Here is a 14,888-nt window from a genome sequence, read left to right on the forward strand (position 1 = left end):
GGGATCAGATATCGGCTTCGCGGGCCCTTGATCTTGGACGGCGCGCCCGGGGTTCTGCTCTGCTGCCGCCATGGAGAACCCCGCACGACACCTCAGCCCCGGCCGTCGCACCCTCCTGCGCGGTGCCGCCATCGGCGCGGCCGTCCCCCTGCTTCCCGCCACCGCGTCCGCCGAGGGACGCACCAGGGCCCCGGCGTCCCGCCGGTCCGCCGCGGCCGTCTCGTACCGCTGGCTCGGCACCTCCGGCTGGCGGATCGAGCTGCTCAAGAAGGACAAGACCGTCCTGGTCGATCCGTACGTCACCCGCTTCGACACCGGCCTGTTCACCGGCTCCTTCGACCCCGCGACCCGGCTGCGCACCGACGAGGCCCTGGTGCGCCGGCACACGGGCACGCCCGAGGTCATCTGTGTGACGCACACGCACTGGGACCACCTCAACGACGTTCCCTATCTGGCCCGTTCGACGGGGGCGCGGGTCATCGGCACCGAGACGACGTACCACGTCCTGCGCTCCTTCGGTGTGGACGCGGGCCAGATCTCCGTGGTGCGGGGCGGCGAGGTGCTCGACTTCGACGGGTACGTCGTCGAGGTGGCGAGTTCGCGGCACAGCCGCAACGGCTCGTACTCCTACTTCGCGCCCGGCACCCTGCACGCCCCGCCCACGGCCGCGCCCCGGACGATCTCGGACCTGCCGGAGGGCGACACGCTGGCGTTCAAGGTGACGCCGGACGGCGCGCCCTCGGCCCTCTTCATGGGGGCGAGCGACTTCGACGAGCGCTCCTTCCGGGGCCTGGAGCCGGACGTCGCGATGGTCGCGGTGGCGTCGAGCGCGTCGACGTACCGCTATGTGCCGCGGCTGCTCGACGCGCTGGGGCGGCCCGACGTGGTCGTCCCCGTGCACTGGGACAACTTCGAGCGGCCGCTGAGCGAGCCGCCCCGGAAGGACGGCACGGGCCTGGACGACTTCCTCGCCCAGGCCCGTGAGGTCAGCCCCCGCTCCCGGCTCGTGGTGCCGGACTACGAGACGGTGTACGGGGCGGACCTGCGGCCCCGCCGCTGAGAGGGCCGGGGGCGGCGCTAGCGGGGCGCCTTGCGCGCGGCCCGCAGCCACTCCTTGTTCATCGCCGCGATGGACGGCAGCGGGATGCCCTTCGGGCAGGCCGTGGCGCACTCGCCGGTGAGCGTGCAGCCGCCGAAGCCCTCGGAGTCCATCTGCGCGACCATGTCGAGGACGCGGGTCTCGCGCTCGGGCGCGCCCTGCGGGAGCACGTTCAGATGGTTGACCTTGGCCGAGGTGAACAGCATCGCCGAGCCGTTGGGACAGGCGGCCACGCAGGCGCCGCAGCCGATGCACTCGGCGTGCTCGAAGGCGTGGTCGGCGTCCGCCTTCGGCACGGGCGTGGCGTGCGCCTCGGGCGCGGAGCCGGTCGGGACGCTGATGTAGCCGCCCGCCTGGATGATGCGGTCGAAGGCGGAGCGGTCGACGACCAGGTCCTTGATGACCGGGAAGGCGGCCGCGCGCCACGGCTCGACGTCGATGGTGTCGCCGTCCTGGAAGGACCGCATGTGCAACTGGCAGCTGGTGGTGCGCTCGGGCCCGTGCGCGTCGCCGTTGATGACGAGCGAGCAGGCCCCGCAGATGCCCTCGCGGCAGTCGTGGTCGAAGGCGACCGGCTCCTCGCCCTTGACGATGAGTTCTTCGTTGAGGGTGTCGAGCATCTCCAGGAAGGACATGTCCGGCGAGATCCCGTCCACGTCGTACGTGGACATGGCGCCTTCGGCGTCGGCGTTCTGCTGGCGCCAGACGCGCAGGGTGAGCTTCATGCGTAGCTCCGCTGAGTGGGGTGGACGTACTCGAAGACCAGGTCTTCCTTGTGCAGGACAGGGGCGGTGCCGGTGGCGGTGAACTCCCAGGCGGCCGCGTAGGAGAACTCCTCGTCCCTGCGGGCGGCCTCGCCGTCGGGGGTCTGGGACTCCTCGCGGAAGTGGCCGCCGCAGGACTCGGCGCGGTGCAGCGCGTCGAGGCACATCAGCTCGGCCAGCTCCAGGTAGTCGACGATGCGGTTGGCCTTCTCCAGGGACTGGTTGAACTCCTCGCCGGTGCCGGGCACCTTCAGGCGCCGCCAGAACTCCTCGCGGATCTGCGGGATGCGCTCCAGGGCCTTGCGCAGACCCGTCTCGGTGCGGGCCATGCCGCAGAACTCCCACATGAGTTCGCCGAGTTCACGGTGGAAGGAGTCGGGCGTGCGGTCGCCGTCGACAGCAAGGAGGCGGGCGATCCGCTCCTCGGTCTCGGTCACCACCGCGCGCACCGCGGGGTGCTGGTCGGTGACCTCCTCCTGGTGCGGGTTCCGCGCGAGGTAGTCGTTGATGGTGGACGGCAGGACGAAGTAGCCGTCGGCGAGGCCCTGCATCAGGGCGGAGGCGCCGAGCCGGTTCGCGCCGTGGTCGGAGAAGTTGGCCTCGCCGATGGCGAACAGGCCGGGCACGGTGGTCTGGAGGTCGTAGTCGACCCACAGTCCGCCCATCGTGTAGTGCACGGCGGGGTAGATGCGCATCGGCACCTGGTACGGATCCTCGTCGGTGATCCGCTGGTACATGTCGAAGAGGTTGCCGTACTTGGCCTCCACGGCGCCCCGGCCCATGCGCTTGATGGCGTCGGCGAAGTCCAGGTAGACGCCCTGGCCGCCGGGGCCCACGCCCCTGCCCTCGTCGCAGACGTTCTTCGCGGCGCGCGAGGCGATGTCGCGCGGGACGAGGTTGCCGAAGGAGGGGTAGATGCGCTCCAGGTAGTAGTCGCGCTCGTCCTCGGGGATCTCGTTCGCCGGGCGGGTGTCGCCCTTGGCCTTCGGCACCCAGATGCGGCCGTCGTTGCGCAGCGACTCACTCATCAGCGTCAGCTTCGACTGGTGGTCGCCGGTGCGCGGGATGCAGGTGGGGTGGATCTGGGTGAAGCACGGGTTGCCGAAGTAGGCGCCGCGCCGGTGGGCCCGCCACACGGCGGTGGCGTTGGAGTTCATGGCGTTGGTCGACAGGTAGAAGACGTTGCCGTAGCCGCCGGAGGCGAGGACCACGGCGTCCGCGAAGTAGGTGTCGATCTCGCCGGTGACCAGGTCACGGGCGACGATGCCGCGGGCGTGGCCGTCGACGACGATCAGGTCGAGCATCTCGGTGCGCGGGTGCATCTCCACGTTCCCGGCGGCGATCTGGCGGCTGAGCGCCTGGTACGCGCCGAGCAGGAGCTGCTGGCCCGTCTGGCCGCGGGCGTAGAACGTACGGGACACCTGCACGCCGCCGAAGGAGCGGGTGTCGAGCAGCCCGCCGTACTCGCGCGCGAAGGGCACGCCCTGCGCCACGCACTGGTCGATGATCTCCACCGAGATCTGCGCGAGCCGGTGCACGTTGGACTCGCGGGCGCGGAAGTCTCCGCCCTTGACGGTGTCGTAGAACAGGCGGTGGACGGAGTCGCCGTCGTTGCGGTAGTTCTTGGCGGCGTTGATGCCGCCCTGCGCGGCGATCGAGTGGGCGCGGCGCGGCGAGTCCTGGTAGCAGAACTGCACGACGTGGTAGCCCTGTTCGGCGAGCGTGGCCCCGGCGGAGCCGCCCGCGAGGCCGGTGCCCACCACGATGACGGTGTGCTTGCGGCGGTTGGCGGGGTTGACCAGCTTGGCCTCGAAGCGGCGGGTGTCCCAGCGCTCGTTGATCGGCCCGCGCGGCGCCTTGGTGTCGGCGACCGGCTCTCCGGTGACGTAGTCGGCGTAGGAATTCATCGGTCAGCTCACCACTCCGGTCATGACGCCTACGGGGACGGAGACGAAGCCAGCGGTCAGCAGGAGCGCGAGGCCGTTGGCGCAGGTCTTCAGGGCGCGGTCGCGGGCCGCGCTGCCCACGCCGAGGGTCTGTGCGGCGCTCCAGAAGCCGTGCCGCACGTGGAAGCCGACGGCGACCACGGCGACGATGTAGACGACGTTGCCGTACCAGGTCGAGAAGGTGTCGATGACGTTCTGGTACGGGTGCAGGTGCTGGTACTCGCCGGGGTGCGCGGTGCCCGTCGTCAGGTCCAGGATGTGCCAGACGATGAACAGGCCGATGATGACGCCGCCCCAACGCATGGTGCGCGTCGCGTAGCTGCTGCGCGGCTTCTTGTGCACGTACTTCGTGGGGCGTGCCTTGATGTCGCGCTTGCTCAGCTGGTACGCGGACACGGCGTGCGCGACGACGGAGACGACGAGCACGACACGGATGACCCACAGGGTCCACTCCCAGCGCATCACGGGCTCGCCGAGAGTGCGCAGCCAGTGCGCGTAGTGGTTGAAGTCGCCTGGACCGAAGAAGATCTTGAGGTTCCCGATCATGTGGGCCACCAGGTAGAGCAGCATGATCACGCCGCTCACCGCCATCACGGTCTTCTTGCCGACGGTGGAGTCCCACACCGATCGCGGAAGTGACGGCCGTCGGTCCGTCCGCGTTGCCAGAGCCATGTCATCCACGCTACGGGCGAAGGTCCCGATCAGTCCAAGAGATGATGGCGCTCATCTCCATAGTGGGAGACTATGGAGAGTCTACGGTGTGAGCATGCAATTCCAGCAGCTCCTTTACTTCGTCGCCGTCGCCGAGACCCGGCACTTCACCCGGGCCGCCGAGCGGGTCCACGTCTCGCAGCCGTCGCTCTCGCAGCAGGTGCGCGCCCTGGAGAAGGAGCTGGGCGCCGAGCTGTTCAGCCGGGCGCGCGGCAACATCACGCTCACCGACGCGGGCGAGGCGCTGCTCCCGCTGGCCCGGCGCATCCTGGCCGACGCCGACACCGCGCGCATCGAGGTGCAGGAGCTGGCACAGCTGCGCCGCGGCCGGGTGCGCCTCGGCGCGACGCCGAGCGTGTGCACCGGCCTGCTCCCGCAGGTCCTGCGCGACTTCCACGACCGGCACCCCGGCATCCAGCTCCTGATCGAGGAGGGCGGCAGCCACGACCTCGTCCGCCAGCTGGCGCGCGGCGCCCTCGACCTGGCGCTCGTGGTGCTTCCGCTGCCGAGCCCCTCCCCCGCCCTGACCACGGTGGAGCTGCTGCGCGAGGACCTCGTCGTGGTGTCGTCACCGGACGCGCCGGGCCTCGGCGCCACGGCCCGCGTCGCCGACCTGGAGGGCGAGCGGCTCGTGATGTTCCGGCACGGCTACGACCTGCGGGAGCTGACGGTCGCGGCCTGCCGCGCGGAGGGCTTCGAGCCCGAGTTCGCCGTCGAGGGCGGCGAGATGGACGCGGTGCTCGGCTTCGTCCGCGCGGGCCTCGGCGTCGCCGTGGTCCCCCGCATGGTCGCCGAACGCGCGGGCAGCGACCTGCGGATGACCCCGCTCGCCCGGCCACGCCTGCGCCGCACGATCGCGCTCGCCCACCGCAGCGACGTGGCGCCGCCGCGCGCGGCCCGGGAGTTGCAGCGGATGCTCCTCGCCCGGTGAGGCGCGGCGGGCCCGGTGCGGCGAGGCCGCTCCGGCACGGCGCGCTGCGGCGCACGAGCCCCGGCCCGTCCCGCTCCGCCACGACCGCGCCACCGGGAGGCGGCTGATCAGGGCACGTCGGCCAGGGCCAGCTCGTGCAGCCGGTCCGGCGGGCCGGGCCGGGCGTAGTACCAGCCCTGGGCGGTGTCGCACCCCAGCTCCCGCAGCTGGTCGGCCTGCGCGCCCGTCTCGACCCCCTCGACCGTCACGGCCAGGTCCAGGCTGTGCGCGAGCGACACGATGCCCTCGACGATCTTCAGGTCGACCGGGTCGACGGGGTAGTGCTGCATGCCCTGGGTGAAGGCCCGGTCGAGCTTCAGGACGCTGACCGGCAGGCGCCGGAGGTTCGCCAGGTTCGAGTAGCCGGTGCCGAAGTCGTCGAGCGCGATGTCGACGCCCATCTCGGCGAGCCGCCGCAGCGGCCTGAGCAGGTCCTCGTCGGCGCCGATCAGCGCGGACTCGGTGACCTCCAGGCAGAGCGCGCCGGGCGCGAGGCCTGTCCGCTCCAGGATCTCCACGGTGTCGGAGACCAGGCCGGGGTGGGTGAGCTGGCACGGCGAGAGGTTCACGTTCACCCGCACCGGGCCCGCGTGCTCGTGCCGGGCCTCCCAGGTGCGCGCCTGGCGCACGGACTCCTCCAGGACCCAGCGGCCGAGCGGCACGATGAGCCCGGTGTGCTCGGCCAGCGGAATGAAACGGTCCGGGCCGATGACGCCGTGCTGCGGGTGCAGCCAACGCACCAGCGCCTCGGCGCCCCGCACGCTGCCGTCCTCCAGGTGCACGAGCGGCTGGTACTCGATGAAGAACTCGCCGCGCTCCAGGGCCACCGGCAGCGCCGTCGTCAGACCGTGCCGGGTGATGGCGCGGGCGTCGGCCTCGGGGTCGGCCAGCTCGTAGCGGTTGCCGCCCGCGTGCTTCGCGCGGTACATCGTGATGTCGGCGCTGCGCAGCACCTCCGCGGCGCCGCGCTCGGCGGCCGGGCCCTCGACGATGCCGATGGAGCCGCGCACCGTCAGCTCGCGGCCGTCGACGCTGATCGGCGTCGCGAGCGCGTTCATGATGCGCCCGGCCAGCTCGTCGACCTCCCGCTCCGTGTCGGGTCCCGTGGTCAGCGCCACGAACTCGTCGCCGCCGAGGCGGGCCACCATCTCGCCGGGCGCGGTCGCGCAGGCCTGGAGGCGGTCGGCGACCTCGACGAGCAGCCGGTCGCCCGCCGCGTGCCCGAGGCTGTCGTTCACGGTCTTGAAGCCGTCGAGGTCCAGGTAGCAGAGGCCGAACCGGGCGCCCTCGCCGGCCGCGAGCGCCTTCTCCAGGCGCTCGAAGAACAGGGTGCGGTTGGGCAGCCCGGTGAGCGCGTCGTGCGTCGCCTCGTAGCGCAGGCGCAGGTTCAGGAGCCGGCGCTCGGTGGTGTCCTCGACGAGCGCGAGCTGGTACTGGGGCACCCCGTCGGCGTCACGCAGCAGAGAGACGGTCAGATTGGTCCACAGGACGGTGCCGTCGGGGCGGTAGAAGGCCTTCTCGACGCGGTAGTGCTCGCGCTCGCCGCGCACCAGCTCCTCGTACAGCTTCCACACGTGCGGGGAGTCGTCGGGGTGCGTCCAGCTCCCCACGTTCCGCCCGCGCAGCTGGTGCTCCAGGCCGCCGAACATCCGCACGAGGGCGTCGTTGACCTCCAGGACGGTGCCTTCGAGGTCGGCGATGCCGATGCCGATCGCGGCGCCGTGGAACACCGCGCGGAAGCGGGCCTCGCTCGCGTGCAGGGCCTCGGCGACGGTGCCGCGCGCGTCGAGCGCCGCCCGGGATATGGCTTCCTGCTCGGCCAGGGTGCGCGTCCGCAGCGCCCGCGCGAAACCGGCGGCGATGGCGTGCTGGAGGCGGGCGCAGCGGGCCCGCAGCTCCTCGCGCTCGCCCTCCGCGCCGCAGTACAGGACGAGATAGGCGTCCACCACGTTCAGGGTGCGGCTGAGCGCGTCCGGCTCGGTGCAGTGCGCCTGGACCAGGGCCTCGCCGACCGCCTCACCGGTGGCGGCGCGAAAGGGCCGCTCCTCCAGGGCGTCACGCAACCCCCGCGCGAGCGGCTGGAGTTGCCGCTCGAATTCGGGCCGGGTCAGCGAGGTGGCGGTCACCGGGAAGACCGCGCGGCTCCAGATCGTGGCGAATCTGCGCAGTCTGTCCTCCGGCCCGTCCGGCTCCGCGCTCAACGCTTGCGTCCCACGCCGGCGAACCCGGAGAAGGCCCAGGGGTCCTCCTCCACGAGCTCCGTGTCGGCCCGCCACTGCGGCATCGGCACGAGGCCGGGTTCCACCATGTCGTATCCCTCGAAGAACCGCGCGATCTCGGCACGCGATCGCATGACCAATGGATTGCGGATGTCCTTGTACACGCCGACGGCGCCGGCGGCCTGCTCCTGCGGAACCGGTATCCCTTCGTACGAAATGTGCGTGACGGCCAGCAGGCTGCCGGACGCCGTCGCGTCCCGCAGTTCTCCGACCGCCGCGTAGGGATGGTACGCGTCCTCGACGAAGTGGAGTATGGCCGCCAGGAGAAGGGCGGTCGGCCTGTCCAAGTCGATCAGTTCCCTGACCTCGGAACCGCCCAGGATGTCGCGGGGTTCGCGCAGATCGGCGAAGGCCGCCCGGAACAGGGGCTCGCCGTCCACGACCGCCCGGGCGTGCGCGACGGCGACCGGGTCGTGGTCCACGTACACGACGCGCGCCCCCGGCGCCGCGGCCCGGACCGCCTCGTGGACCGCGCCGGAGGAGGGGATGCCACAGCCGATGTCGAGGAACTGCTCGATGCCCGCGTCCACGGCGAACCGCACGGCACGGTGGATGAAGGCACGATTCGCCTGAGCGATCTTGGGTAGCCCGGGCAGGTACTCCATGGCCCGGCGCGCGGCCTGACGGTCCGCCTCGAAGTTGTACGAGCCCCCCAGGTAGCAGTCGTTGATCCGGGCCGCGCTCGGCATCGCGACGTCGATGCCGGGCGGGGCCCAGGCGAGACGCTCCATCAACACTCCAAGGCTTAGGCATCAGGCGGGGGCGAGCCGGTGTTCGAGGGTGAGGCTACTGATCGCCGGGCAAGGGGGCGAGTCAAACCGGAAATTGGCCGTCCGTTCTCGGTCACTACCTGGGCCACTGCCGGTGGCACATGCCGTACGCACCCTGAGAAACGCCAAAGAACCGGCCCATTCCCTCCGTTTGGTACGGAAGGAACGGGCCGGTCGGCCGGGCGCGTCCCGGGCCCCGGGGCGGGGCGCCGGTCGGACTCGGCGCCGCGCGGCGGCGGCAGGGGCCTACTGGGCGGCGCGCACCGCCTTGCCGTCGGGGGCCGCGGCGAACCAGGTACCGCCCACGCCCTGACCGTTGGTGTCGCCGGGCTTCTTGTCCCCGGCGAAGGTGTACAGCGGCCAGCAGTCGATCGTCTGCTGCTTCAGGCCATCGGGCCGGTTGAAGGTGACGAACCCCTTCTTCAGCACGCCCTTGGTGTCGTTCGCGGCCACGGGTTCCACGACCGGCCACTTGTCCAGGCAGGCGCCGGTGCAGGCGGACTTCATGGGCCAGGCGGAGTCCTTGGTGAAGCGGTAGACCGTCATGCCGTTCTTGTCGACGACGATCTTCCCCAACTCGGGGTCGTCGCGGGTGGAGAGCCCGGCCGGGTCGGCGGGGCGCGCCGCGTCCGCTCCGCCGCCGGGCGCCGCGGGCTTCGCCTTCTTGCCGTCGGGCGCCGCGGCGAACCAGGTGCCGCCCACGCCCTGCCCCTTGGCGTCACCGGGCTTGGCGTCCTTGGCGAACCGGTACATCGGCCAGCCGTCGAGGGTGAGCTGCTTGCTGCCGTCGGGCCGGGTGACCTCGCCGAGCAGCGACTTGTCGACGCCGGGCGCGGCCACCGCGCCCTTCGCCGGCACCACGGGCCAGGCCTTCTCGCAGGCGCCGGCGCAGTTCGACGCGGGCGGCTCCGCCGTGTCCTTGTCGAAGCGGTAGAGCGTGAAGCCCGCGCTGTCCGTGACGACCTTGCCGAGCTTCTTGCTGTCCCAGACGGCGAGTTGCCCGGCCGCCTTCGCCTTGGCGGCGCCGCCCGCGCCGCTGCCCGAGTCCGCGCCGTAGCCGTCGTCCGCGCCGTAGCCGTCGCCTGCGGGCGCCTCGTTGCCCACGTTCTGGCCCTTCGGGGACTGCTCCCTCTGGTCCCCCTTGTCCTGACCGCACGCCGTCGTCAGCGCCAGCACGGCCGCAGCTGTCGCTACGAGCGAGGCGCTCCGCCAGGTCTTCATCTCTCACTCACTCCCGGTGTCCGCTCGGATGATGTGACGTGGATGGTGCGACGCCCACTCGCGTCACACATGGCCCTAGGTACGCGCAGGGCACAGGCGAGCGTTCAACACCGGTGCAAGATTCTTTGGGCGGGCGATGAGTCGCGGCTCGCACGGCGCACAGGGAGGCGCTTCCCGGCGCGGGCCCGGCGCGAACCCGCGTACGGGCGCTCCCACCTTCGGTAGATTCGCCTCAGGTTTCGGCGCGAGCGGATCGCGCGCCCTCCATCATCTGCGTCGTGCCCGGATCCTCCAGGGGCTTTCTCGCTCCCGTCACACGTGTGTTCGCGCTGCTCACGCTGGCCCTGCTCGTGGGCCTCCCGGCGGGCTCCGCCGTCGTCGTGGCCGACGCCTGCGCGTACGCGTCGACCGGCCCGGGCGGGACGGCCACGGCCTACGCGGGCAGCGGGAAGTGTCCTCCGCCGCCCACGAAGCCGCCCAAGCCGACCCCGCCCAAGCCCACTCCGCCGAAGCCCACGCCCACCCCTCCGAAGCCCACGCCCACACCCCCGAAACCCACGCCTCCTAAACCCACGCCCCCCAAGCCGACGCCGCCCAAGCCGACGCCCCCGAAGCCCACGCCTCCCAAGCCGACCCCGCCCGCGCCCGCCCCGCCCAGGCCTGAGCCGCCGCCCGCGCCCGCTCCGCCTCTCCCGCCGCCGCCCGCGCCCCGGATCGCCCCGACGCCCCCCGCGCCGTCGGTGGAACCGCCACCACCGCCCGCACCACCGGCCCCCCGGCCCACGCCCTCACCCCGGCGTCCCGACCGCACGCCGGAGCCCGTGCACTACCCCGAGTACCACACGGCCCCACGCAAGAGCCCGCCGCGCGGCGGGCCTTCCCTCGTCCACCTCACCCTGCTCATCACCGCACCCGCGGTGCTCGCCGTCGCCGCGCTGCGGCCGCGCTGACCGCCGGAGGACTCCTTGTCGGAATGGCTTGTTCTCACCCTCGCGATGGCCGCCGCGTGCGCTGTCGTACTCCTCGTCGTCGTCCTGCGGCACTGGCGAAGCTCCGCGGACGCTGACGTATCGGAAACTCCGGACGTGATGGAGTACATGACGATGATGATCGGCGTGGTCTACGCGATCGTCCTCGGCCTGGCCATCGCAGGTGTCTGGGAGGCCCGCAGCGCCGCCCAGGACCACGTCCGCACCGAGGCCCAGGCGCTGCACGAAGTGCACGAGCGGGTCCGTGTCTACCCCGCAGAGGTCCGTGACCGTATCCGCGGCGACGTGACGGCGTATGTCGGCCATGTGGTGAACAAGGAATGGGACCGGATGGCCTCCCACGGTGAACTCAGCGCGCGCGGCACCGCCCTGCTCACCACGCTCCGCCACGACGTCACCGACTACGAACCCAAGTCGGACTTCGAGGCACAGGCCTACCAGCCCCTCGTCGACCAGGTCGCCCTCGCCGACGACGCGCGCGGCGCCCGCGGCGACAGCGCGGAGGCCACCATGCCGGGGGTCGTCTGGTTCGGCCTGATCACCGGCGGGCTCGTGACCGTCGGCCTCATCTTCACCTTCCAGATCCGCCGCACCGGCCGCGAACTCATCCTCGCCGGTCTCTTCTCGGCCCTGATCGCCTTCCTGCTCTTCCTGATCTGGGACTTCGACGCCCCCTACAGCCGCGGCATCGCGGCGACGGCGGAGCCCTTCAGGCTGCTCTTCCCCGGGATCGGCGACTGACGGCTCGCGCAGGACACCCGTGGCGGCCGCCCCGTGCGGCCGCCACCTGGTGACGCCCTCACGCCTGGGGGCGGCGGCCGCTGAAGACGCCCCAGCGCAGGCGCTCGGCGCGGGCCGCTTCCACCCACAGCGGCAGATTGGCGAGCAGCCCGTCGACGTAGCCGGGGCTGATGACGGCGCGGAGTTCGGCCTCCTTCGCGCGTGTCTCGTCGGTGAGGCGGACGTAGTGGCGGAGCACCTGCTCGCTGTGGTCGGCGAAGTCGACCGCGTCCAGGCCGAGTTCGGCGAGCCGCCCCAGGTAGCAGGAGGGGGTGGCGAGCGCGTCGACGCCGAGGCGGGACACGGCCGCGTGCAGCTCGTCGGCGGGCGCGCCCTCGTCGGCCATGAGGTCGGTGAAGGCCAGGGCCCCTCCGGGGGCGAGCACCCGGACCGCCTCGCTCAGCACCCGGTTCCGGTCGCCGCTGTGGCAGAAGGCCTCCAGGGAGCACACGGCGTCGAAGTGGGCGTCGGCGTACGGCACGTCGTGGAAGGAGCCGGTGACCACGTCCACGAGGTCGCCGAGGCCGCGCTCGGCGTTGGCCGCGCGGTGCCGCTCGTTCTGGGCCGCGCTGAGGTTGAGCGCGACGACCCGGCAGCCGAAGCGGCCGGCCAGGTAGCGGGCGGTGCCGCCGTAGCCGGAACCGAGGTCCAGGACGGTCCGCCCCGGCCCGAGGCGGTCCTGGAGCCGGTCCGCGAGTTCCTCGACGGTACGCCGGGAGGCGTCCGCGATCGGCTCGCGCTCGTGCGCGTAGATGCCGGTGTGGATGTCCTCGCCGCCCCACACGATGTCGTAGAACGCGTCGACGTCACTGGTCTCGTAGTAACGGCGCGTCGCGTCCTCACCCGTGCCCGATGCGGTCACGTCACTGGTCATAGCCGCTTGCCACCTCTCGCCGGTCGGCCTCGGGGCCCTTCAGGGGCCCTGCGGCCAAGCCTCGGCGCCTTCGCGCCGAAGATCAACGACGGCGAATCAGCCATACCGGAACCCTGGGGCGGCCGGCGCGGCACGTGCGCGCCGGGCCGGGACCGTCCCTGCGGGAGGCATGGCCACCGATCCCGCCCGGCTGCTCGGCGGGCCACCGGCGCATCGCAGGGGAAGAGCCGGTGGCCCGGCCGCACGGATGCCCCCGCCGTCCCCCGTCGTGACCCATCCGTGCGGCATATGCGTCATGAAACCCCCTCGTGGTGCCGCGCGGGGAGTGTGTGCGCCGCGCCAGTTCGGGTGCGGCGAGCACACGGCGTGTGATCCGGAGGTCCCCGCCGCGTGCGCCCCGCCCGCGCGCCCGGGCCCGCGCCCCCGTCACGCCCCTACCTCACCCGGCCGGGAAAGAGGCAGCCCGCGCGTGTGCGGGCCTGACGGAAAACGGGCCGGAAAAGCGGTCAGCCGTGGGTCAAATCGCCCTGGGGCGTGGCGCGTTCGGCCCTCCTTCACTCCATCGGGCAACCCTCGAACACCTACGCCACGTCTGGTCCCACGAGGGCGTCGCGGAGGCGGTGAATCCGCCGCGGTGCCCCCAGCACCACTTACTCAGTTACCCCGTGCAAGGAGATAGACATGGCTGCCATCGACGCCCCCGCCACCCCCCTGGAGCTGTTCCTCATCACCACCCTCTTCGACGGCGGCCTCATCGCCCCCGCGGTGGAGGAGCTGCGCGCGGCCGGCCTCGGCGACAAGGTCGACTCGTGGATCGGCACGGGCGAGAACCAGCCCCTCACCGCCGAGGAGCTGACCAAGGTCCTCGGCGACAGCATCGCCCGCATAGCCGCCCTCCAGGGGCTCAGCACGGACGAGGTCGCCCAGAAGGCGGCGGCCGCGCTCCCCGTCACCTTCGACGCGCTGAGCCCGGAAGGGGAGGTCGTCACCCAGTAGGCGACCCGCCTGCCTGAGGGACGCGTCCGCTGATTCCGATCCGCTGACGAAGCGCCGCCCGGTGTCCGTGGCTCTCCTGCGAGGGCCCGGCGCCGGGCGGTCTCCTCGTGCGGCGCGCGGGAGCGACACGCCCCCGTTCCCCTGTCCGGCCCACAGGAATGCCCCGTTCGCACGACAGCGATCGCGGCGCACCCCCGGTCTCCCTAGCGTTCACCGCATCGAGGTGCGTACCAGGCGCCGGCGGAAGAAGGTCCGCGGCCGCTCCTCGGGGACCCGGAGGACTCGCATGCGCGCGATACGCGTCGCCTCGGCCGCCCTGCTCACCACCGCCGCCCTGACCCTCGCCGCCCCCGCCGCGGGCGCGGCCGTCGCGGGCGACGAGAACATCACCTCGTTCGGCTTCCGCGTGACGCCCTCCACGATCGCCGCGGGCGGGCAGGTCACGCTGAGCGTCGACGGCTGCCAGAACGACACCAAGGTGACCTCGGGCGTGTTCGACGACGTCACCATCCCCAAGGGCCGGTCGACGGCCACCGCGCACGTCTTCTGGGACGCCAAGCCAGGCGCCCTGTACGAGGTGACGTTCACCTGCGGCCAGGAGTCGGGCAGGACCGACCTCACCATCGCCACCGGCGGCGGCCACTCCAGCCCCGCCACACACCACTCACGGGGCGTCAGGGCGGGCGTGGGCGGCAGCGTCGCCGGGTTCGACGGGCACCAGATCGCCCTGGGCGGCGCGCTGATCGCGGGCGTGCTCGGCACGGCGTACTACTGGACGCGCCGCCGCACGGGCGCCGACCACAGCTGACCCGCTCCCCCACCTGACCTCAGGGCCACAGCCCCCGGGACCGCGGGGCGCACACGGCCGACCGGCCCGGCGCGGAAGGGGACGCGCCGGGCCGGTCGTGGTCTGCTCACGCCCTGTTCTCGGCCCGGCGCCGCATCCAGAAGACGCCGCCGCCGACCACCGCGGCGGCCACCAGGGCCCCGCCGATCGCGATGTCGGTGCTCGTCGCCCCGGACGTCGAGCTGCCGCCGAGGCCGCCGCGGGCCGCGCCGTGGATGACGGTGAAGGCGTGCGGCCGGGTGAGCGGCGGCTTGCCGTGGCAGTGCGCGGTGATGTCGTAGGCGCCGGGGCGGGCGCTGTGGTGCACCGTGACGGTCGCGCTGGACGTGGTGCCGCCCGGGATCTGCCTGAGGTCCGTCTTGGGGAAGGCGGGTGACTCGACGGTGCCGGGGTGGTCGCAGCCGTCGACGGTGACCGTCAGCTGGCCGCCCCGCGCGATCACGCTGGGCATGGCCACGATGTTGCTGGGTCCTGCCCAGGCGGCGGCCGTGGGCGCGGCGAGGCCGACGACGGCGCCCGCGGCGACGACGGCCGCCAGTGCTCGAGAGTTACGCATGGAATTCCTCCGCGAGAGGCACCCCGGGGAAACCATTTCCCCGGTCGTTTCGGCGAGAGCGCCCTCGGAAAGACCCTCAGACGGCG

14 protein-coding genes are annotated in these 14,888 nt (G+C 72.4%); 6 read left to right on the plus strand and 8 right to left on the minus strand.

The window, feature by feature from the left end:
• Nucleotides 1–70: 70 nt before the first annotated feature.
• A complete protein-coding gene (locus AC07GB_RS06770; protein ID WP_478842301.1) occupies nt 71–1,060 on the plus strand; it encodes an MBL fold metallo-hydrolase in 990 nt (329 codons plus the stop codon).
• A gap of 17 nt (nt 1,061–1,077) precedes the next feature.
• On the opposite strand, the gene AC07GB_RS06775 is transcribed toward AC07GB_RS06770, so the two are convergent.
• The 3 genes from AC07GB_RS06775 to AC07GB_RS06785 are packed head-to-tail and all read right to left on the minus strand — an operon-like array spanning nt 1,078 to nt 4,481.
• Nucleotides 1,078–1,824, minus strand: coding sequence for a succinate dehydrogenase/fumarate reductase iron-sulfur subunit (locus AC07GB_RS06775; RefSeq protein WP_478842303.1), 747 nt, complete (start codon nt 1,822–1,824; stop codon nt 1,078–1,080).
• A complete protein-coding gene (locus tag AC07GB_RS06780; protein WP_478842305.1) occupies nt 1,821–3,770 on the minus strand; it encodes a fumarate reductase/succinate dehydrogenase flavoprotein subunit in 1,950 nt (649 codons plus the stop codon). Before AC07GB_RS06780 ends, AC07GB_RS06775 begins: the two co-directional genes overlap by 4 nt.
• Before the next feature lie 3 nt (nt 3,771–3,773).
• Nucleotides 3,774–4,481, minus strand: a complete 708-nt coding sequence (locus tag AC07GB_RS06785; protein WP_478842307.1) for a succinate dehydrogenase — start codon at nt 4,479–4,481, stop codon at nt 3,774–3,776.
• 94 nt (nt 4,482–4,575) lie between these two features.
• On the opposite strand from AC07GB_RS06785, the gene AC07GB_RS06790 reads away from it, so the two are divergent.
• Nucleotides 4,576–5,451, plus strand: coding sequence for a LysR family transcriptional regulator (locus tag AC07GB_RS06790; RefSeq protein WP_478842309.1), 876 nt, complete (start codon nt 4,576–4,578; stop codon nt 5,449–5,451).
• 107 nt (nt 5,452–5,558) lie between these two features.
• Here AC07GB_RS06790 and AC07GB_RS06795 read toward each other — a convergent pair whose 3' ends face one another.
• The 3 genes from AC07GB_RS06795 to AC07GB_RS06805 form a co-directional block, all read right to left on the minus strand.
• Nucleotides 5,559–7,691 carry a putative bifunctional diguanylate cyclase/phosphodiesterase gene (locus tag AC07GB_RS06795; protein WP_478842311.1) on the minus strand — a complete coding sequence of 711 codons (2,133 nt, stop codon included), beginning with the start codon at nt 7,689–7,691 and terminating at the stop codon, nt 5,559–5,561.
• On the minus strand, nt 7,688–8,500 hold the full coding sequence (locus AC07GB_RS06800) for an SAM-dependent methyltransferase (RefSeq protein ID WP_478842313.1): 813 nt from the start codon (nt 8,498–8,500) through the stop codon (nt 7,688–7,690). The genes AC07GB_RS06795 and AC07GB_RS06800 overlap by 4 nt, the downstream gene beginning before the upstream one ends.
• Before the next feature lie 285 nt (nt 8,501–8,785).
• A complete protein-coding gene (locus AC07GB_RS06805; protein ID WP_478842315.1) occupies nt 8,786–9,760 on the minus strand; it encodes an SCO0930 family lipoprotein in 975 nt (324 codons plus the stop codon).
• 821 nt (nt 9,761–10,581) lie between these two features.
• Here AC07GB_RS06805 and AC07GB_RS06810 point away from each other — a divergent pair.
• Together AC07GB_RS06810 and AC07GB_RS06815 are read left to right on the plus strand one after the other, a co-directional pair.
• Entirely contained in the window at nt 10,582–10,710 is a 129-nt protein-coding gene (locus AC07GB_RS06810; RefSeq protein ID WP_478842317.1) for a hypothetical protein, read from the plus strand.
• Between the two features lie 15 nt (nt 10,711–10,725).
• Nucleotides 10,726–11,490: a bestrophin-like domain gene (locus AC07GB_RS06815; protein ID WP_478842319.1), complete on the plus strand. Its 765-nt coding sequence runs from the start codon at nt 10,726–10,728 to the stop codon at nt 11,488–11,490.
• Between the two features lie 58 nt (nt 11,491–11,548).
• Here the strand turns inward: AC07GB_RS06815 and AC07GB_RS06820 are convergent, their stop codons facing one another.
• Nucleotides 11,549–12,403 (minus strand): SAM-dependent methyltransferase, encoded by an 855-nt coding sequence (locus AC07GB_RS06820; protein ID WP_478842321.1) that lies wholly within the window; start codon nt 12,401–12,403, stop codon nt 11,549–11,551.
• A 681-nt stretch (nt 12,404–13,084) separates the two neighbouring features.
• Here AC07GB_RS06820 and AC07GB_RS06825 point away from each other — a divergent pair.
• On the plus strand, nt 13,085–13,399 hold the full coding sequence (locus tag AC07GB_RS06825) for a YidB family protein (RefSeq protein WP_478842323.1): 315 nt from the start codon (nt 13,085–13,087) through the stop codon (nt 13,397–13,399).
• 286 nt (nt 13,400–13,685) lie between these two features.
• Nucleotides 13,686–14,207 (plus strand): hypothetical protein, encoded by a 522-nt coding sequence (locus AC07GB_RS06830; protein ID WP_478842325.1) that lies wholly within the window; start codon nt 13,686–13,688, stop codon nt 14,205–14,207.
• Between the two features lie 106 nt (nt 14,208–14,313).
• Here AC07GB_RS06830 and AC07GB_RS06835 read toward each other — a convergent pair whose 3' ends face one another.
• Nucleotides 14,314–14,802: a hypothetical protein gene (locus AC07GB_RS06835; protein ID WP_478842327.1), complete on the minus strand. Its 489-nt coding sequence runs from the start codon at nt 14,800–14,802 to the stop codon at nt 14,314–14,316.
• Between the last annotated feature and the right edge of the window lie 86 nt (nt 14,803–14,888).

This window comes from Streptomyces sp. NPDC045778 (assembly GCF_056431945.1).

Coding starts and splice junctions, on each gene's coding strand:
- AC07GB_RS06820 (WP_478842321.1), bottom strand. CDS start 12,403: ATGACCAGTGACGTGACCGCATCGGGCACGGGTGAGGACGCGACGCGC.
- AC07GB_RS06800 (WP_478842313.1), bottom strand. CDS start 8,500: ATGGAGCGTCTCGCCTGGGCCCCGCCCGGCATCGACGTCGCGATGCCG.
- AC07GB_RS06805 (WP_478842315.1), bottom strand. CDS start 9,760: ATGAAGACCTGGCGGAGCGCCTCGCTCGTAGCGACAGCTGCGGCCGTG.
- AC07GB_RS06790 (WP_478842309.1), top strand. CDS start 4,576: ATGCAATTCCAGCAGCTCCTTTACTTCGTCGCCGTCGCCGAGACCCGG.
- AC07GB_RS06775 (WP_478842303.1), bottom strand. CDS start 1,824: ATGAAGCTCACCCTGCGCGTCTGGCGCCAGCAGAACGCCGACGCCGAA.
- AC07GB_RS06780 (WP_478842305.1), bottom strand. CDS start 3,770: ATGAATTCCTACGCCGACTACGTCACCGGAGAGCCGGTCGCCGACACC.
- AC07GB_RS06785 (WP_478842307.1), bottom strand. CDS start 4,481: ATGGCTCTGGCAACGCGGACGGACCGACGGCCGTCACTTCCGCGATCG.
- AC07GB_RS06770 (WP_478842301.1), top strand. CDS start 71: ATGGAGAACCCCGCACGACACCTCAGCCCCGGCCGTCGCACCCTCCTG.
- AC07GB_RS06835 (WP_478842327.1), bottom strand. CDS start 14,802: ATGCGTAACTCTCGAGCACTGGCGGCCGTCGTCGCCGCGGGCGCCGTC.
- AC07GB_RS06830 (WP_478842325.1), top strand. CDS start 13,686: ATGCGCGCGATACGCGTCGCCTCGGCCGCCCTGCTCACCACCGCCGCC.
- AC07GB_RS06825 (WP_478842323.1), top strand. CDS start 13,085: ATGGCTGCCATCGACGCCCCCGCCACCCCCCTGGAGCTGTTCCTCATC.